This window comes from Streptomyces sp. NRRL F-5650, assembly GCF_000721365.1.
GTDB classification, from domain to species: Bacteria; Actinomycetota; Actinomycetes; order Streptomycetales; family Streptomycetaceae; genus Streptomyces; species Streptomyces ardesiacus.
The window spans coordinates 35,798-54,512 of the sequence record NZ_JOGV01000036.1 but is presented as its reverse complement, the minus strand read 5'-3'; the positions used below and the strand labels follow the sequence as shown (position 1 = coordinate 54,512).

At 68.4% G+C, this 18,715-nt stretch carries 11 protein-coding genes; 8 read left to right on the top strand and 3 right to left on the bottom strand.

Annotated features, from left to right (window positions below; genetic code table 11):
- The first annotated feature begins 212 nt into the window (after positions 1-212).
- Entirely contained in the window at positions 213-2,930 is a 2,718-nt protein-coding gene (acnA, locus tag IG88_RS0127540) for an aconitate hydratase AcnA (protein ID WP_031046720.1), read from the top strand.
- Positions 2,931-3,017: 87 nt separating this feature from the next.
- Here acnA and IG88_RS0127535 read toward each other — a convergent pair whose 3' ends face one another.
- Together IG88_RS0127535 and IG88_RS0127530 are read right to left on the bottom strand one after the other, a co-directional pair.
- Positions 3,018-3,947 (bottom strand): FG-GAP repeat domain-containing protein, encoded by a 930-nt coding sequence (locus IG88_RS0127535; protein ID WP_031046718.1) that lies wholly within the window; start codon positions 3,945-3,947, stop codon positions 3,018-3,020.
- A gap of 230 nt (positions 3,948-4,177) precedes the next feature.
- On the bottom strand, positions 4,178-7,984 hold the full coding sequence (locus IG88_RS0127530; protein WP_031046716.1) for a GH92 family glycosyl hydrolase: 3,807 nt from the start codon (positions 7,982-7,984) through the stop codon (positions 4,178-4,180).
- Positions 7,985-8,429: 445 nt separating this feature from the next.
- Here IG88_RS0127530 and ngcE point away from each other — a divergent pair, with 445 nt between their 5' ends.
- From ngcE to IG88_RS0127495, 7 genes are all read left to right on the top strand, one after another.
- Entirely contained in the window at positions 8,430-9,878 is a 1,449-nt protein-coding gene (gene ngcE / locus IG88_RS0127525; protein WP_031046713.1) for an N-acetylglucosamine/diacetylchitobiose ABC transporter substrate-binding protein, read from the top strand.
- Between the two features lie 85 nt (positions 9,879-9,963).
- Positions 9,964-10,890, top strand: coding sequence for a carbohydrate ABC transporter permease (locus IG88_RS0127520; protein WP_031046711.1), 927 nt, complete (start codon positions 9,964-9,966; stop codon positions 10,888-10,890).
- A gap of 3 nt (positions 10,891-10,893) precedes the next feature.
- On the top strand, positions 10,894-11,817 hold the full coding sequence (locus tag IG88_RS0127515) for a carbohydrate ABC transporter permease (RefSeq protein ID WP_031046708.1): 924 nt from the start codon (positions 10,894-10,896) through the stop codon (positions 11,815-11,817).
- Between the two features lie 212 nt (positions 11,818-12,029).
- The gene (locus tag IG88_RS0127510) at positions 12,030-13,241 is read left to right on the top strand and encodes an ROK family transcriptional regulator (protein ID WP_031046706.1); all 1,212 of its coding nucleotides are present in this window, start codon (positions 12,030-12,032) and stop codon (positions 13,239-13,241) included.
- 133 nt (positions 13,242-13,374) lie between these two features.
- Entirely contained in the window at positions 13,375-14,478 is a 1,104-nt protein-coding gene (locus tag IG88_RS0127505) for a sugar ABC transporter substrate-binding protein (RefSeq protein ID WP_031046703.1), read from the top strand.
- A 159-nt stretch (positions 14,479-14,637) separates the two neighbouring features.
- Positions 14,638-15,429 carry an ATP-binding cassette domain-containing protein gene (locus tag IG88_RS0127500; protein WP_031046702.1) on the top strand — a complete coding sequence of 264 codons (792 nt, stop codon included), beginning with the start codon at positions 14,638-14,640 and terminating at the stop codon, positions 15,427-15,429.
- The gene (locus tag IG88_RS0127495) at positions 15,426-16,718 is read left to right on the top strand and encodes a sugar ABC transporter permease (protein ID WP_031046700.1); all 1,293 of its coding nucleotides are present in this window, start codon (positions 15,426-15,428) and stop codon (positions 16,716-16,718) included. Before IG88_RS0127500 ends, IG88_RS0127495 begins: the two co-directional genes overlap by 4 nt.
- Before the next feature lie 115 nt (positions 16,719-16,833).
- Here IG88_RS0127495 and IG88_RS0127490 read toward each other — a convergent pair whose 3' ends face one another.
- Complete coding sequence (locus IG88_RS0127490; RefSeq protein WP_031046698.1) at positions 16,834-18,357, bottom strand: chitinase; 1,524 nt, start codon at positions 18,355-18,357, stop codon at positions 16,834-16,836.
- Positions 18,358-18,715: the final 358 nt, after the last annotated feature.

Sequence of the window (18,715 nt, the reverse complement as noted above, 5' to 3'; positions counted from 1 at the left end):
GCGCACGCCACACGGCGCCCGGACATGACCGGACCGCCCTCATGTACTAGAGTTATCTCGACATCGAGATATCTGCCGAGGCGTACCGCAGCCGCACGCTGTTTCGGGTCTGGTGGTAAGGATTACCTAACTTAGCCTTACCTTAGCGGATCGGCCGGGGTGGCGTGGCGGCAGGATGCGGTGGTACGCGCACATGAATGAAGGAGACTGTCGTGTCGGCGAACAGCTTCGACGCCCGCAGCACGCTGCAGGTGGGCGACGAGTCGTACGAGATCTTCCGGCTGGACAAGGTCGAGGGCTCCGCGCGCCTTCCCTACAGCCTGAAGGTGCTGCTGGAGAACCTGCTCCGTACCGAGGACGGCGCGAACATCACCGCCGACCACATCCGCGCCCTCGGCGGCTGGGACTCGCAGGCCCAGCCGTCGCAGGAGATCCAGTTCACGCCGGCCCGCGTGATCATGCAGGACTTCACCGGCGTGCCCTGTGTCGTCGACCTCGCCACCATGCGTGAGGCCGTCAAGGAGCTCGGCGGCGACGCCGCGAAGATCAACCCGCTGGCCCCGGCCGAGCTGGTCATCGACCACTCCGTCATCGCCGACAAGTTCGGCACCAACGACGCGTTCAAGCAGAACGTCGACCTGGAGTACGGCCGCAACCGCGAGCGGTACCAGTTCCTGCGCTGGGGCCAGACCGCCTTCGACGAGTTCAAGGTCGTCCCGCCCGGCACCGGCATCGTCCACCAGGTGAACATCGAGCACCTGGCCCGCGTCGTCATGACCCGCGACGGCAAGGCCTACCCCGACACCCTGGTCGGCACCGACTCGCACACCACCATGGTCAACGGCCTCGGCGTCCTCGGCTGGGGCGTCGGCGGCATCGAGGCCGAGGCCGCGATGCTCGGCCAGCCGGTCTCGATGCTGATCCCGCGCGTCGTCGGCTTCAAGCTCACCGGCGAGCTCCAGCCCGGCACCACCGCCACCGACCTGGTGCTCACCATCACCGAGATGCTGCGCAAGCACGGCGTCGTCGGCAAGTTCGTCGAGTTCTACGGCGAGGGCGTGGCGGCCACCAGCCTCGCCAACCGCGCCACCATCGGCAACATGTCGCCGGAGTTCGGCTCCACCGCCGCGATCTTCCCGGTCGACGACGAGACGCTGAACTACATGCGCCTGACCGGCCGCAGCGACCAGCAGGTCGCCCTCGTCGAGGCGTACGCCAAGGAGCAGGGCCTCTGGCTGGACCCGAAGGCCGAGCCGGACTTCTCCGAGAAGCTGGAGCTCGACCTCTCCACGGTCGTGCCCTCCATCGCCGGCCCGAAGCGCCCGCAGGACCGCATCGTCCTCGCGAACGCCGCCCAGCAGTTCAAGACCGACGTCCTCAACTACGTGGACGTCGTGGACGAGGCGGGCAAGGAGTCCTTCCCGGCCTCCGACTCCCCGGCCGTCACCCCGAACGGCGCCCCGTCCAACCCGGTCCGCGTGACCGCCCCCGACGGCACCGCCTACGAGCTGGACCACGGTGCGGTGACGGTCGCGGCCATCACCTCCTGCACCAACACCTCCAACCCGTACGTCATGGTCGCCGCCGCCCTGGTGGCCAAGAAGGCGGTCGAGAAGGGCCTGACCCGCAAGCCGTGGGTCAAGACCACCCTCGCCCCGGGCTCCAAGGTCGTCACCGACTACTTCGAGAAGGCGGGTCTGACCCCCTACCTCGACAAGGTCGGCTTCAACCTCGTCGGCTACGGCTGCACCACCTGCATCGGCAACTCCGGCCCGCTGCCGGACGAGGTTTCCAAGGCCGTCAACGAGCACGACCTGGCCGTCACCTCGGTGCTCTCCGGCAACCGGAACTTCGAGGGCCGGATCAACCCCGACGTCAAGATGAACTACCTGGCGTCCCCGCCGCTGGTGGTCGCCTACGCGCTCGCGGGCTCCATGAAGGTGGACATCACCAAGGAGGCCCTGGGCACCGACCAGGACGGCAACCCGGTCTTCCTGAAGGACATCTGGCCCTCCGAGGCCGAGGTCAACGACGTCGTCGCCAACGCCATCGGCGAGGACATGTTCTCCAAGTCCTACAGCGACGTCTTCGCGGGCGACGCCCAGTGGCAGGCACTGCCGATCCCCACCGGCGACACCTTCGAGTGGGACGCCGAGTCCACCTACGTGCGCAAGCCCCCGTACTTCGAGGGCATGGCCATGGAGCCGGCCCCGGTCGAGGACATCTCCGGCGCCCGCGTCCTCGCCAAGCTGGGCGACTCGGTCACCACGGACCACATCTCGCCCGCCGGTGCCATCAAGGCCGACACCCCGGCCGGCAAGTACCTGACGGAGCACGGCGTCGAGCGCCGCGACTTCAACAGCTACGGCTCGCGCCGCGGCAACCACGAGATCATGATCCGCGGCACCTTCGCCAACATCCGCCTGCGCAACCAGATCGCGCCGGGCACCGAGGGCGGCTACACCCGCGACTTCACCCAGGACGGCGGTCCGGTGTCGTTCATCTACGACGCCTCCCGCAACTACATCGAGCAGAACATCCCGCTCGTCGTCCTGGCCGGCAAGGAGTACGGCTCCGGCTCGTCCCGCGACTGGGCCGCCAAGGGCACCGCGCTCCTGGGCGTCAAGGCCGTCATCGCCGAGTCCTACGAGCGCATCCACCGCTCGAACCTCATCGGCATGGGCGTCCTGCCGCTGCAGTTCCCGGAGGGCCGCACCGCCGAGTCCCTCGGCCTGACCGGCGAGGAGACCTTCTCCGTCTCCGGCGTGACCGAGCTGAACGAGGGCACCACCCCGCGCACGGTGAAGGTCACCACCGACACCGGCGTCGAGTTCGACGCGGTCGTCCGCATCGACACCCCGGGTGAGGCGGACTACTACCGCAACGGCGGCATCCTGCAGTACGTGCTGCGCAGCCTGATCCGCAAGTAGGCGGCGGCGCACAACGGCTGAGGGCCGCACCCCCGGTGACGGGGGTGCGGCCCTCGCGCTCGCCCCTCACGAGGCGCCGCGTACGGCTCAGAACAGGATGCGGTACGTGTTCCAGCCGCCGCTGCCGATCTTCACGCGGGACTTGTACGGGGAGGCGGCCTTGCCGGTGCCCTTGTACACGTACAGCGCGCCGTCCTTGTCGCGCGCGACCAGGTCGGTGATGCCGTCGATGTCGATGTCGCCGACGGTGACGAGGTCGTTGTACGTGTTCCAGCCACCGCCGATGCGGGTGCGGGAGGTGAACGGCGCCTTGTAGTTGCCGGTGCCCTTGTAGAGCCACAGCACGCCGGACTTGTCCTTGGCGACGATGTCGTCCTTGCCGTCACCGGTCAGGTCGCCCTTGCCGGCGATGTGGGTGTACGCGTTCCACCCGCCGCCGACCTTGTAGCGCTGGGTCAGCTTGCCGTTGCCGTAGCCGAGGTACAGCCACAGGACGCCGGACTTGTCCCGCGCGATCAGGTCGTCCGCCGCGGCACCGCCGAGGTTGCCGGCCGACAGCAGCCGGTCGTAGATGCCCCAGCCCTTGCCGATGAGCGTCGAGCCGGTGGTGTCCCACTTCAGGTAGCGGAGCTGGCCGTCGACCACGATCCACAGTCCGTCGGACTCGCCGTCGGCGTTGTGGTCCACCTGCGTGATGAACTTGGTGTCCGGGGAGACCTGGCCCGCGTTGGACCGTCCGGTGAGCCCGCCGTACCCGTCGGGGGCGTAACTGCTCAGGTAGCCGCCGCTGTTCATGCCGTACAGGCCGTTGATCGGGGCGTAGCCCCGCGCGTCGGCCGTGCTGAACTTCGACGCGTCCGACGGCTTCACGTCGAGGGGTGCCTTCGACGCGGACGGCACGGGGGCGTCCGCGGCGACGGCGCTGCCCGCACCGGTCGCCACCAGCGCGGCGGTGAGCGCCGCAGCCGTGGCACGTGCCAGGGTGCGACGCGTGTTCGGGCCGGAGGTTTTGGCCACGTGGGTCCTCCATTTGGTCATGCGGAAGGGACCACGAACGGATAAGTCCGCAAGATCCCGGGATACTTCGTGATCCTTACACATGTCGTTCACAGGTCAATCAGATTTACGGCCGGGGACGAGAGCGGTACAGAACAGGTACGCAAGCGCAACGTGGGACGTGCAACCATCTGCGGGGTACGCCGGTCACCGGCGTACCCCGCAGTGTCATTCCGTGCCCGCCCCCGGGATCAGGCCAGCAGCTCCACCTCCGCCAGCGTGTGCTCGCCGTCCAGGACCAGCCGGTACTTGGCGTACGAGCCCGGCGACTTCACCGAGAATGCCCGGGTCTGCCGGTCCCAGGCGAAGGATTCGCCCGAGCGCTCGTCCAGCGTCCGCCAGGTGGTGCCGTCGGCCGAGCCCTGGAGCTTCCAGCCGGCCGGCGCCTTCGTCCGGTCCGCCGGCGAAGTGAGCGTGTACTGGACCGCCTTGACGCCCTGGCCGGACACCGGCAGGTCCACGGAGGTCACGCTCGCCTCCGTGCCCGACGTGTTGTCGAACAGGGCGCCCGCGCCGGTGATCGCGTCGGTGCGCGGGGTGGCCACCTCGTCGCCCTTCGTGACCGACGGCGGCGCCGCGTCCTCGCCGGTGCCCCACGAGGAGGGCTTCGCGCCCATGTCGAACTCCAGGACGCCGCCCCTGGCGAGCAGCGAGTGGGGGAGCGAGGTGGAGGTCCAGCGCTTGCCGTTGACCTTCAGGCCCTGCACGTAGACGTTCTTCGTGCTGTTCTTCGGCGCCTTGACGACCAGGTCGCGGCCGTTCTCCAGGTGCACCGTCGCCTTGGTGAACAGCGGGGACCCGACGGCGTACTCGCCGCTGCCCATCACCAGCGGGTAGAAGCCGAGGGAGGAGAAGAGGAACCAGGCCGACTGCTCGCCGTTGTCCTCGTCGCCGTGGTAGCCCTGGCCGATGTCGCTGCCGGTGTACAGCCGCTGGAGCACCTCGCGGATGTTCTTCTGCGCCTTGTAGGGCTGTCCGGCCGCGTCGTACATGTACAGGGCGTGGTGGGCGACCTGGTTGGAGTGCCCGTACATGCCCATGCGGACGTCCCGGGCCTCGACCATCTCGTGGATGACGCCGTTGTAGGAGCCCTTCAGCTCCGGGGAGGCCGTCTCCGGGGTGGCGAGGTACGTGTCGAGCTTGTCGCCGAGACCCTTGCGGCCGCCGTACAGGTTGGCGAGGCCGCGGCTGTCCTGCGGGGCGGTGAAGGCGTAGCCCCAGCCGTTGGTCTCCGTGTAGTCGTAGCCCCACACGCGCGGGTCGTACTTCTCGGAGTCCACGCGCCAGTTGCCCTTGGCGTCCTTGCCCTGGAAGAAGCCGGCCTTCGCGTCGAAGAGGTTGACGTAGTCCTGGGCGCGGTTGAGGAAGTACGCGGCCTCCTCCTTGTAGCGCTTCTCGCCGGTCTCCTCGTAGAGCTTCTCGCCCATCTTCGCGATGCCGTAGTCGTTGAGGTAGCCCTCCAGCGCCCACGACAGGCCCTCGTGGGTCTCGGTGCTGGTGTAGCCGAGGAAGGGGGAGGTCGCCATGCCCTTGCGGCCCACGCCGGAGGACGGGGGCACGACGGTGGCGTTCTTGAGGGCCGCGTCGTACGCCGCCTTCGCGTCGAAGCCGACGCCCTTGACGTAGGCGTCGGCGAACGCCACGTCGGAGGAGGTGCCGGTCATCAGGTCCGCGTAGCCGGGGGAGGACCAGCGCGAGGTCCAGCCGCCGTCCTTGTAGTGCTGCACGAAGCCGTCGACCAGCTCACCGGCCTGGGTGGGGGTGAGGAAGGAGTACGCGGGCCAGGTGGTCCGGTAGGTGTCCCAGAAGCCGTTGTTGACGTAGACCTTGCCGTCCACGATCTTCGAGCCGGTCTCGGTCGGGGTGTCCTCCTTCACCGCCTTGGAGAACGGGGAGGCGTAGCGGTACTTCCCGTCGACCTTCTCGTGGCCCGAGTTCGGGTACAGGTACAGGCGGTAGAGGCTGGAGTACAGCGTGGTCAACTGGTCCTGCGTGGCGCCCTCGACCTCGACCTTGCCGAGGATGCGGTCCCACTGCTTCTGGGCGTCGCGCTTGACCTTGTCGAAGGAGGTGCGCCGCGGGATCTCCTGGCGCAGGTTGTCCTTCGCCTGGTCCACGCTCAGCAGCGAGGTCGCGATGCGCAGCGTCACGGTGCGGTCCCGGCCGGCGTCGAAGCGCAGGTGGCCCTTGACGCCGTCGGAGTCGCCCCCGGTGACCCTGCTGTCGAACTCGCCGTAGACGAAGAGGCGGGTGGCGCCGGTGGAGCCGCCGGACTTGACGTCCGAGTAGCCGGTGAAGGTGCCGTTCTCCTTGTCCAGGGTCAGGCCGGCCTGGTCCTCGACGTTGTCGAAGATCACGCTCGCGTCGTCACCGGGGTAGGTGAAGCGCATCATCGCCGCGTGGTCGGTCGGCGTCATCTCGGCCTTGAGGCCGTTCTCGAAGCGCACGCCGTAGTAGTACGGCCGGGCGGTCTCGTTCTCGTGCCGGAAGGCCAGCTCGCGGGCTTCCCGGCCGGTGTCCGGGGTGCCGGAGGCGGCCGAGGGCATCACCTGGAAGGTCTGCCGGTCGCCCATCCACGGGCTCGGCTCGTGGCTCGCGCTGAACGCCTGCAGGGTGGGCAGGTTGTCGTCGTTGTTGCCGCGCGCGTACTCGTAGAGCCAGCTGAGGGAACCGGCGTTGGTCACCGGCGTCCAGAAGTTGAAGCCGTGCGGCACGGCGGTCGCGGGGAAGTTGTTGCCGCGCGAGAAGCTGCCGCTGGAGTTGGTGCCGCGGGTGGTGAGCGCGTAGTCGGACAGGTGGGCCTCGGGCCGCTCCGGCGCGGCCCGCTTGATCTCGACGTCGTCCAGCCAGCCGCGGAACTTCGCCGGGCCCTTGGGGGAGTCGTACGCCAGCAGGATCCGGTCGACGGTCTTGCCCGCCGCGACCGAGCCGATGCCCGACTCGACGCTGTTCCACTGGTTGACGTAGAGGACCTTGGCGTCGCCCTGACCGCGCGGCGTCAGCGGGAACCCGTGCTGGTCGGTGGCCTTGAGGTCGCTCAGGTAGGTGCCGTCGGTGAAGGCGAGGTCGACGGAGACGTTCGTGGCGTCGTAGTCGAGGTCGCCGTCCGCCATCGACGGGAAGATCTTGTACGACAGTTCGGTGCGCCGGTCGACCTTGACGTCGACGTCGAAGACCTTGTTGTACGAGTAGGCCCGGCCGTCGGCGGTGTGGCGGCCCGCGTAGCGCAGCGCGTGGGTTCCGGTGAAGCCCGCGTCCGCCTTGGCGGTGGGCGAGCCCGCCGGGCCGTCGTCGACGGAGGTCAGCATGTCCTCGGGGACGGGGACCTCGGTGTCGCCGGTCGCCAGTTGGACGTCGGCGAGCTGGAGGGCGTCGCCCGCCCCGTTGTTCCGGGTGATCTCCAGCCGGAAGTGCTGGAACTCGGCGGTCTGTGCCAGTTCGTACGTCTTGGTCTGGAAACGCTCGCCGAAGGACTCCCCCGAGCGGGTGTCCAGCGTCTGCCAGTTCTCGCCGTCCGACGAGCCCTTCAGCGTCCAGTCCTTCGGGTCGCGTTCGTCGTGGTCGTTGGCCGAGGTGAGCGCGTACTTGGCGATCTTCTGCGGGGTGTCCAGGTCGAACTCGACCCAGCCGGCCGGGGCGAAGGTCAGCCACTTGGTGCCCGGTTCGTTGTCGACGAGGTTCTCCTTCACCTCCCCGCCGCCCGTGTTCTCGGCGCTGGCCCGCACCCCGGTGACCTTCTCGGTGACGTTGCCCGGTATGCCGGTGCTGAACCCGCCGTCCACCCCGGAGGCGCGCTTGCCGCCGTCCGCGCCGGTGTCCACGGTGTCGGTCCAGTCCGGAGCCGGGTCGCCCGCCTCGAACGAGGACGCGAACTCCCGGTCGGCCTTCGCGGGTGCGCCGGGCAGGGCGACCGCCGCGCCCTGAGAGCCCATCGCCAAAGCGAAGGCGGTCGCCGTCACGACCGCCGGACCCCATCTGTGCCGAACTCTGTACTGCATGTCCTGGCCACCCTCCCAGCGCTGGGGACAACGTTGTCAATTCAACTGCGCAAGGACCAGTAGGGGTCAAGTGGCAAGTGATGTCAAGGGTGTTGGATGTGGCGTTCGGGGGTTATGGCGGGGATTCCTCCGGCATGCGATACGCGGGGCACTCATATTTCCGGGAGGTCTCAACTCGGAAAAGACGTGCCGGGAACCATGCATTCGATCTTGCTCCGCCAACGGAAAGTGGACTATACCTGTCGGCCACCGGGGGATACGGGGGGAACCGCGACGAGGAACCGCCCAAGCGCCCGAACAGCAGTGACAGCGATGAGAGCATCGGTGACTGCACAGCAGTACCCGCGTTTCCAGCACGGCCCAGCACGAACCAGCACGACCCGATCGCGGTGCCGGGGAGGATCCGGTTCACCGCCTGAGTCCTGGAGAAGGCGAGGACTTGAGCATGGGATCCACTTCCGCCGAGAACAAAGGTACGGGCGTCGGCCGCCGCGATCTGATCAAGCGGTCCGCCGCGCTCGGCCTGGTCTCCGTACCCGCCATGGGCTTCCTGTCCGCCTGCGCGAGCGGCGGCGGTGACGACCAGAAGAAGGCCGAGGCGGGCGAGAAGTCCGCCAAGAACCCGCTGGCGGTCAACGACAGCGCCCAGATGGAGTTCGTCCTCTTCGACGGAGGCTTCGGCAAGGAGTACGCCGAGGACGCCGTGAAGCTGTACGAGAAGGCCTTCCCGAAGGCCAAGGTGAAGTTCGCCGCCACCCAGAAGATCCAGTCCACCCTGCAGCCCCGCTTCAACGGCGGCAACCCGCCCGACCTCGTCGACAACTCCGGCGCCGAGCAGATGGACATGGGCGTCCTGGTCGGCAAGAAGCAGCTCGCCGACCTCACCCCGCTGCTGGACGCCCCGTCCTACGACGACCCGAACAAGAAGGTCCGCGACACGCTGCGCCCCGGCATCGTGGAGATGGGCCAGTTCGACGGCGACCCGGTCTGGATCCTGTACTACGCCTACACGGTCTACGGGAACTGGTACTCGCAGAAGGCCCTGGACTCCCTGGACGCGGAGTACCCCAAGACCTGGGACGAGATGATCGCGGTCTGCAAGAAGGCCAAGAAGAAGGGCATGGCCGGCTGGACCTACGCCGGCAAGTACCCGTACTACATCCCCTTCTCGATGTCCCCGATGATCGGCAAGGTCGGCGGCCGCGAGGTGCTCGACGCCATCGACAACCTGGAGCCGAACGCCTGGAAGCACCCGGCCGTCAAGACGGTCTTCGAGGCCTGGTACGAGCTGTACAAGGGCGGTTACATCCTCAAGGGCACCCCGGGTCTGGACCACATCCAGTCGCAGACCGCGTGGGCCAAGGGCGACGCCCTGTTCATCCCCAACGGCTCCTGGGTGGAGAACGAGTCGGCCAAGGTCATCCCCGGCGACTTCGGCCTCGCCGTCTCCGCCCCGCCCGGCATCGACGACGGCGACAAGATGCCCTTCGGCACCATCTGGGCCTCCGGCGGCGAGCCCTTCATCGTGCCCGCCAAGGCGGCCAACGGCTCCGGCGGCATGGAGCAACTGCGCATCATGCTCAGCGAGGAGTCCTCCAAGAACTTCACCAGCAAGGTGAAGTCGCTGAGCGCCTACAACGGCGGCACCGACGGCATCGAGCTGACCCCGGGTCTCAAGTCCGGTGTCGCGGCGCTGGAACTGGCCGGCGACAACGTGGTGAACCCGCGCATGCAGGACTGGTACGTGCAGCTCCAGAAGGAGAAGATCGGCGTCTCCTGTCTGGGCGAGATGATGGCGGGCCGGATGACCCCCGCCGAGACCATCAAGAAGATCCAGGGCTACGCGGACGAAGCCGCCAAGGACTCGTCGATCAAGCACTACAAGCACCAGTGAGGACGCGTCACCAGGGCCTGTCCGGCGCCACCGCGCCGGGCGGGCCCTGGCGGCGCCGCCCGCGCGCAGATCGGGGTCGGTAGCAATGCAGCACGGCAAGTACCGGTTCATCGTGGGGTTCCTGGCGGTACCCCTGGGACTGTACGCGCTCTTCGTCATCTGGCCGTTCATCCAGTCCATCTACTACTCCTTCACGGACTGGACCGGGCTGAGTCCCGAGTTCAAGATGGTCGGCTTCGACAACTACTCGCGGATGCTCGACGACACCATCTTCTGGAAGTCGTTGCAGCACAGCGTGATCTTCGCCCTGCTGGTGCCGTTGGTGACACTCAGTCTGGCGCTGTTCTTCGCCTTCATGATCAACGTGGGCGGACGCCGCCGCCGGGGCGGGCCGGCGATCTCCGGCGTGCGCGGCTCCGGCTTCTACAAGATCGTGTACTTCTTCCCGCAGGTGCTCTCCATCGCGATCGTCGCCCTGCTGTTCCAGTTCGCGTACAACCCGGACAGCGGCGCCATCAACTCCCTGCTGCGCGGGATCGGCCTGGACTCCCTCCAGCCCCTGTGGCTCGGCGACCCCAGCATCGCCCTGTGGTGCGTGATGGCGGTGCTCGTCTGGTCGACGGTCGGCTTCTTCGTGGTGCTCTTCTCCGCGGGCATGGCCTCCATCCCGGCGGAGCTGTACGAGGCCGCGCTGCTGGACGGGGCGAACCGCGCCACCACCTTCTTCAAGGTGACCCTGCCGCTGCTGTGGGACACCGTGCAGTCCGGCTGGGTCTACATGGGCATCCTCGCGCTGGGCGCCGAGTCCTTCGCGGTCGTGCAGATCATGACGACCGGACCCGGCGGACCCGACTACTCGACCACCGTCATGGTCCTGTACGTGTACCAGAAGGCGTTCCGTGACGGCCAGGCCGCCTACGCCACCACCATCGGCGTCGCCCTGCTCGTCGTCACGCTGGCCTTCGCCGCCGTCGTGACGCGGCTGGGCCGGCGCGAGCGGCTGGAGTTCTGATCCATGAAGACGACCGAGACCCCCGCCCCCGTGCCCGCGGAGCCCGGCACGCCCGTCCTGAAGACCCGGGCCGCCCCCGGCGGACCGAAGAAGGCGAAGAAGGAGGGCACCACCCTCAACGTCTTCTCCCACGCCGTCCTGGTCATCTGGGCGATCATGGTCGGCATGCCGCTCGTGTGGGCGGTGATGACCTCCTTCAAGGACGACGCCTCCATCTTCGGCTCGCCCTGGTCGCTGCCCGACAAGCTGCACTTCGACAACTGGTCGCGGGCCTGGTCCCAGGCGCACATGAGCGACTACTTCCTCAACACCGTCCTGGTGGTGGGCGGTTCGCTCATCGGCACCCTGGTGCTGGGTTCCATGGCGGCCTACGTGCTGGCCCGGTTCGACTTTCCGGGAAACCGGTTCATCTATTACTTGTTCATCGCCGGCATGAGTTTCCCGATCATGCTCGCCCTGGTCCCGTTGTTCTACGTCGTGGACAACATGGGAATGCTGAACACCATCCACGGGCTGATCCTGGTCTACATCGCCTATTCGCTGCCCTTCACGGTGTTCTTCCTGACCGGGTTCTTCCGCAGCCTGCCCAGTTCGGTGGCGGAGGCCGCGTTCGTCGACGGGGCCTCGCACACCCGGACGTTCTTCCAGGTCATGCTGCCGATGGCCAAGCCCGGCCTGATCAGCGTGGGGATCTTCAACTTCCTGGGCCAGTGGAACCAGTACATGCTGCCGACCGTGCTGAACACGGACCCGGACAAACACGTCCTCACCCAGGGCCTGGTGCAGCTCGCGGTCAGCCAGGGGTACAAGGGCGACTGGTCGGGCCTGTTCGCCGGCCTGGTCATGGCGATGCTGCCGGTGCTGGCCGCGTACATCATCTTCCAGCGCCAGGTGGTCCAGGGGCTCACGGCGGGCGCGCTGAAGTAGCGCCCGGGCAGGTCCCGGGCCCCGGGACCTCACGAGCATGCCGCTCCCGCAGGCCGGGGGCGGCATGCTCGTGTGTGCGGGGCCGCACTCACGGGGTACCCGGATGCCGTTCAACCTCTTGACGGTAGGTGACCCGAACGGCTCTGCTTAGGGTTCACTAGTTGCACATGGAAGGGGCCTCGCCGAAGCGGCCCCGCGCGCAGGAGGTCGTCGTGGAGACTCCCGGGTCGCAGTCGTCGCTGCACCGAGCCAACCTGGAACGCGTCGTACGGGCGGTACGGCTCGCCGGTTCGCTCACGCAGGCGGAGATCGCGAGGACGACGGGCCTGTCCGCGGCCACGGTCTCCAACATCGTCCGGGAGCTGAAGAACGGCGGAACGGTCGAGGTCACGCCCACCTCCGCGGGCGGCCGGCGGGCCCGCAGCGTCTCGCTGAGCGGTGACGCCGGGATCGTCATCGGCGTCGACTTCGGCCACACCCACCTGCGCGTCGCCGTCGGCAACCTCGCCCACCAGGTGCTCGCCGAGGAGTCCGAGCCACTGGACGTCGACGCGTCCGCGGCCCAGGGCCTCGACCGGGCGGAACAACTGGTCGGCCGCCTGATCGCGGCCACCGGGGTGGACCGCGCCAAGATCGCCGGGGTGGGCCTCGGCGTGCCCGGCCCGATCGACGTGGAGTCCGGGACGCTGGGCTCGACCGCCATCCTGCCCGGCTGGGGCGGGACCCGCCCCGCCGAGGAGCTGCGGGGGCGGCTCGGCGTCCCGGTGCACGTGGACAACGACGCCAACCTCGGCGCCCTGGGCGAGCTGGTCTGGGGCAGCGGCCGGGGCGTGCGGGACCTGGCGTACATCAAGGTCGCCAGCGGCGTCGGCGCCGGTCTGGTGATCAACGGGAAGATCTACCGCGGACCCGGCGGCACGGCGGGCGAGATCGGGCACATCACGCTCGACGAGGCCGGCCCCGTCTGCCGGTGCGGAAACCGGGGTTGCCTGGAGACCTTCGCGGCAGCACGCTATGTGCTGCCGCTCCTCCAGCCCAGCCACGGCACCGATCTCACGATGGAGGGCGTGGTGCGGCTGGCCCGGGACGGTGACCCCGGTTGCCGTCGGGTGATCGCCGACGTCGGCCGCCACGTCGGCAGTGGAGTCGCCAACCTCTGCAATCTGCTCAACCCGAGCCGAGTCGTCCTCGGCGGTGATCTCGCCGAGGCCGGGGAGCTGGTGCTCGGGCCGATAAGGGAGTCCGTCGGCCGTTACGCCATCCCCAGCGCGGCGCGCCAACTCTCCGTACTTCCGGGGGCCCTTGGGGGCCGCGCGGAGGTGCTCGGGGCGCTCGCCCTGGCCCTGAGCGAGATGGGCGATTCGACGCTGTTGGACGGATCTGCGACCGGCGCGCTGCCGACGGCGACGCCTGCCTTCACTTAGAGCACGGATGGCACCGTTGTCATCTCGTTAAGGATTTACTTCTTGACGTCGCACGTGTGGCCGAGTTGACTTCCAGCCACCTCGGCCGCAACGACGCGGCCTCGTCAGGGAGGTTTGTGAAGTGAACACGCGTATGCGTCGTGCCGCCGTTGCTCTCGCCGCTGGTGCCATGGCCGTGTCCCTCGCCGCCTGCGGCAGCGCCAAGGAGTCCGGCGACGGCAATGACTCGTCCGACTCGGCCGCGAAGAAGGGCGACGACATCACGGTCGGTCTGCTCCTTCCGGAGAACCAGACCGCGCGGTACGAGAAGTTCGACAAGCCCATGATCGAGAAGAAGGTCAAGGAGCTCACGAACAACAAGGGCAAGGTCGTCTACAACAACGCCAAGCAGGACGCCAGCCTGCAGAACCAGCAGGTCGAGACGATGATCACCAACAAGGTGGACGTGCTGATCATCGACGCGGTGGACTTCAAGGCCATCGCCGGCTCGGTGAAGAAGGCCCACGACGCGGGCATCAAGGTCGTCGCGTTCGACCGCCTGGCCGAGGGCCCGATCGACGCCTACACGTCCTTCGACAACGTGACCGTCGGCAAGACGCAGGGCGAGGCCCTCCTGAAGGCGCTCGGCGACAAGGCCAAGGACAGCCAGATCGTCATGATGAACGGCTCCTCCACGGACCCGAACGCCGCCCAGTTCAAGGAGGGCGCCCACTCCGTCCTCGACGGCAAGGTGAAGATCGGCCGCGAGTACGACACCAAGGAGTGGAAGCCGGAGAACGCCAACGCCAACATGGACGCCGCGATCTCCGCGCTCGGCAAGGACAAGATCGACGGCGTCTACTCGGCCAACGACGGCATGGCGGGCGGTTCCATCACCGCCCTCAAGCGCGCCGGCATCACGAACATCCCGGTCACCGGCCAGGACGCCGAACTCGCGGGCGTGCAGCGCATCGTCACCGGTGAGCAGTACATGAGCGTCTTCAAGTCCTACCCCAAGGAGGCCGAGACGGCGGCCGAGATGGCCGTCGCGCTGGCCAAGGGCGAGTCGCTGGACTCCATCGCCAACGACAAGGTCGACAGCGCCACGACCAAGGACATCCCCACCGTCATCGTCCCGGTCGTCGCGCTGACCAAGGACAACATCAAGGAGACCGTCATCAAGGACGGCTTCTACACGGTGGACGAGATCTGCACGGACAAGTACAAGGCCGCGTGCGACAAGATCGGCCTCAAGTAAGCGGACCCGCGTCCCGCGCCGCGTGAGCGGCCCGGACCGACCGCCCCGGCTCCTCCGGCGCCCCGCAGACATCAGCCCCGCAAGCTACGCGGGGCGCCGGACGGAACACCCCCCAACAAACTTCTGCACAACCTCCCGCCGGGTCAGGCGGCGAAGGAGATGGTTCACGTGTCCGCTACGCCCGTGCTGGCGTTGCGCGGGGTCTCCAAGCGATTCGGTGCCGTCCAGGCGCTCACCGACGTCGAGCTTGAGGTCCACGCCGGTGAGGTGGTCGCCCTGGTGGGCGACAACGGTGCCGGAAAGTCCACGCTGGTCAAGACGATCGCCGGCGTGCACCCCATCGATGAAGGCGCCATCGAGTGGGACGGAAGGTCCGTCACGATCAACAAGCCGCACGACGCCCAGAACCTGGGCATCGCGACCGTCTACCAGGACCTCGCGCTGTGCGACAACATCGACGTGGTCGGCAACCTCTTCCTCGGCCGGGAGATCCGCCGCCGCGGCGTCCTGGACGAGGTGGAGATGGAGCGCCGCTCCCGCGAGCTGCTGGACACGCTGTCCATCCGCATCCCCAGCGTCCGCATCCCGATCGCCTCGCTGTCCGGCGGTCAGCGCCAGGTGGTGGCGATCGCCCGGTCCATGCTCGGCGAGCCCAAGCTGGTCATCCTCGACGAGCCCACCGCCGCCCTGGGTGTCGAGCAGACCGCGCAGGTCCTCGACCTCGTGGAGCGGCTGCGCGAGCGCGGCCACGCCGTCATCCTCATCAGCCACAACATGGCCGACGTCAAGGCGGTCGCCGACAAGGTCGCCGTCCTGCGCCTCGGGCGCAACAACGGCATCTTCGAGGTCAAGTCGACCTCGCAGGAAGAGATCATCTCCGCCATCACCGGCGCCACGGAGAACGCCGTGACCCGTCGTGCGGCGCGCACCAATGGGGAGATCAAGAAGTGAGCATCGACAAGACCTCCACCCCCGCCGAGGACAACGCGGTCGAGAACCCGGCCGCGGCCTCCGGCGCGGCCACCGTGGTCGACCCGCGGCTGCTGGTGCGCGAGCAGGGCCTCGCGGGCTACATAGGCGAGTTCAAGCGGAAGATGAAGGCCGGTGACCTCGGGTCCATCCCGGTCGTCGTCGGCCTGCTGATCATCTGGGCCATCTTCACCAGCCTGAACTCCAACTTCCTCACCGCCGGCAACTTCTCCGACATGTCGGTCGCGATGGTCGGCACCGGCATGATCGCCGTCGGCATCGTCTTCGTCCTGCTGCTCGGCGAGATCGACCTGTCGGTCGGCTCGGTCAGCGGTGTCGCGGGCGCCACCTTCGCGGTCCTGAGCGTCACCCACGGCATGAACGAGTGGCTCGCCCTGGTGCTGGCCGTCCTCACCGGCACCGTGGCCGGCGCCATCCACGGCTTCGTCTTCGCCCGCATCGGCGTGCCGGCCTTCGCCGTGACGCTGGCCGGCCTGCTGTTCTGGCAGGGCTTCATGCTGCAGATCCTGGGCAGCAACGGCACGATCAACCTCGACTCCGAGGGTGTGGTCGTGAAGATGACCAGCTACTACTTCAGCGACGTGGCCGCCGCCTACGGTCTGGCGGTCGTGGTGACCGCGGGGTACTTCCTCACCGCGTTCTTCGACAACCGCCGCCGCGAGGCCGTCGGGGTTCCCTCCCGGCCGCTGAACGAGATCATCGTGCGCACGGTGCTGCTCGCGGTCCTGGCCTTCGCCGTGGCGATCGTCTTCAACCAGTACAAGGGCCTGCCGCTGGCCGTGGTGATCTTCCTGGCGTTCCTGCTGCTCACGGACTTCGTCCTGCGCCGCACCGCCTACGGTCGCAAGATCTTCGCGCTCGGCGGCAGCGTCGAGGCGTCCCGCCGGGCCGGTATCAACGTGGAACTGATCCGGATCTCGGTCTTCGCGATCGCCGGCGGCTTCGCCGCGATCGGCGGTCTCTTCGTGGCGTCGAAGATCGCCGCGGCCAACCAGGGCGCGGGCACCGGCGAGTTCCTGATGAACGTCATCGCCGCGGCCGTGATCGGCGGCACGTCCCTGTTCGGCGGCCGCGGCCGCACCTGGGACGCGCTGCTCGGCGTGATGGTCATCGTCTCGATCCAGTACGGCCTCGCCCTGGAGGGCATCGCCTCGCCGGTCCAGTACATGATCACCGGTGGCGTGCTGCTGGCGACCGTCGTCATCGACGCGATCACCCGCAAGACGCAGAAGACGGCCGGCCGCGCGTAGCACCGCCCCGCACGGCCGACTGCGGTCCGTCCACCCGCCCGGCTGAGCCCTGGGCGGGCGGGCGGACCGCTTCGGTCACGGGGCCGTGTGCCCTACCGCGGGGTCCTCGCGGCCGTCAGCAGGCGCCGAGGTCCTGCCAGACGCCCCACTGGCCGGTGGTCCCGGGCTCCTCGCCGGTCGTCCACCACTTGGCCTTCCAGGTGTGCCCCTGGTGGGAGACCTGCTGCCCGCCGGTGTAGACGGTGCCCGAGGCCCACGGGGCGGCCGTGCACTGGTGGCCGCTGCCGCCGGTGACGGTGAGGGAGTACGTGGTGCTGTGGCTGCCGGACGGGCTGGTCCCCGTGACGGTGACGGAGTAGGTCCCCGACACGGCCTGCGCGGTGGTGGACAGGGTGAGCGCCGACTGCCCGCCCGCCGTCACCGAGGCGGGACTGAAGGACGCGGTGACCCCCGCCGGGACGCCGCTCGCGCTGAACCGCACCGTCTCCGCCGTCCCCGACTTCACCGCGGTCTTCACCGTGGTGGTGGCCGAGGCGCCCGCGGTCACCGTGCCGGAGGCCGGCGCGGCGGAGAGGGAGAAGTCGTTGGCCGGGGCGGTGCTGCCGCCGGTGAAGGGCGCGAAGATGTGTGAGAAGTCCCAGGTGTTCTGCTGGATGCCGGAGCAGTTGTCGGCCGCGGCGCCGCCCGCGCAGGTGCCGTTGTCCCGCTGGAGCGCCCAGAAGGAGAGCGTGTTGATGCCCTGCTTCAGGGCCCAGTCGTAGACGGTGCGGGCGTTGTCCAGGGTGAAGGTCTCCGCCGGGCCGAAGTCGTCGACGCCGATCATCTCGATGACGCCGATCATGTGCCACAGCTCGGCGGAGGACTTGGCCGGGTAGAGCCGGGCCAGCACGTCGTGCAGGCCCTGGGTGGCCGTCTGGGTGTCCTTGGCCATGTCGTGCTGCTGGTTGTCGTAGTAGTCGAACGTCATGAGGTTCACGACGTCGACCTTCGTGCCGTTCTTCACGGCGTTCTCGAGCAGGGCGACGCCGTTGCTCGCCAGACCCCGGGTGGTGGTGGGCAGCGTGTAGGAGATCTCGACGGTCCGGCCGTTCGCGGCGGCCCAGTCCTGGACCAGCTTGATCGCCTTGTTGCGGCGGTCGATGCCCGCGGTGTTGTCCAGCGAGTCGATCTCGATGTCCATGTCGAGCCGGGTGACGTCGTAGGTCGTGATGACCTTCTCGTAGGCCGCGGCGATCTGCTGGACGTCGGTGCAGCTGTCGGCGATCTCGGTGCCCGTGGTGTCGGCCGTGTAGCCGCCGAACGAGGGGATGACGTCGCCGCCGTTCGCCTGGATGGTGTCGACGTCGGCACCGAAGGTCGACTGCGCGACCGGCATCGACGTGTCGCCGTTCCAGTACGGCGTGCAGGAGCCCGCGGTCGCCGTCTGCAGGAAGGCCATCGTCAGGTGCTTGGCACCCGACTGGGCGGACAGCGCGGCCGGGCTCTCGCCGGTCCAGGCCTCGAAGTACGGGGCGAAGACCCTCTCCGGCAGCGGGGTGGCCGCCTCGGCGGCGCCGGTGCCGGAGAGGGCGAGGCCCACCGCGGCCACGGTGGTGGCGGCCGCGGTGAGGGCCGCGCGGAAGGAACGCATGCGTCTCATGTCAGTCCCGGTGTGTGTGGGGAGGAACGTCGATTCCCGTGCTGTGCTGGGGTGTTGCCGGGTACGGGGATATCGCCGGAGCGCCGGGGGACGCAATGGTCTGGACCAGAATGGGACTAGACCAATATGCCCGGGCGGGTCGCACCGGGCCTGGACACCGTGCGGTGGAACGGACTGGACCACCCGGGTAAAGGTGTCCCCAAGCCGGACGGGACGTGCCGGAAGGCGCGGACGGGGAAGACGTGGTCCGTGACACGTAGAACGGCCCGCCCGTGGGTAAGGCCGAACGCGTGACGTACGACGCACCGCCCGGACACGTTCCGCCGGAGCGGAACATTAGACTCGACGAGCCCGGCAA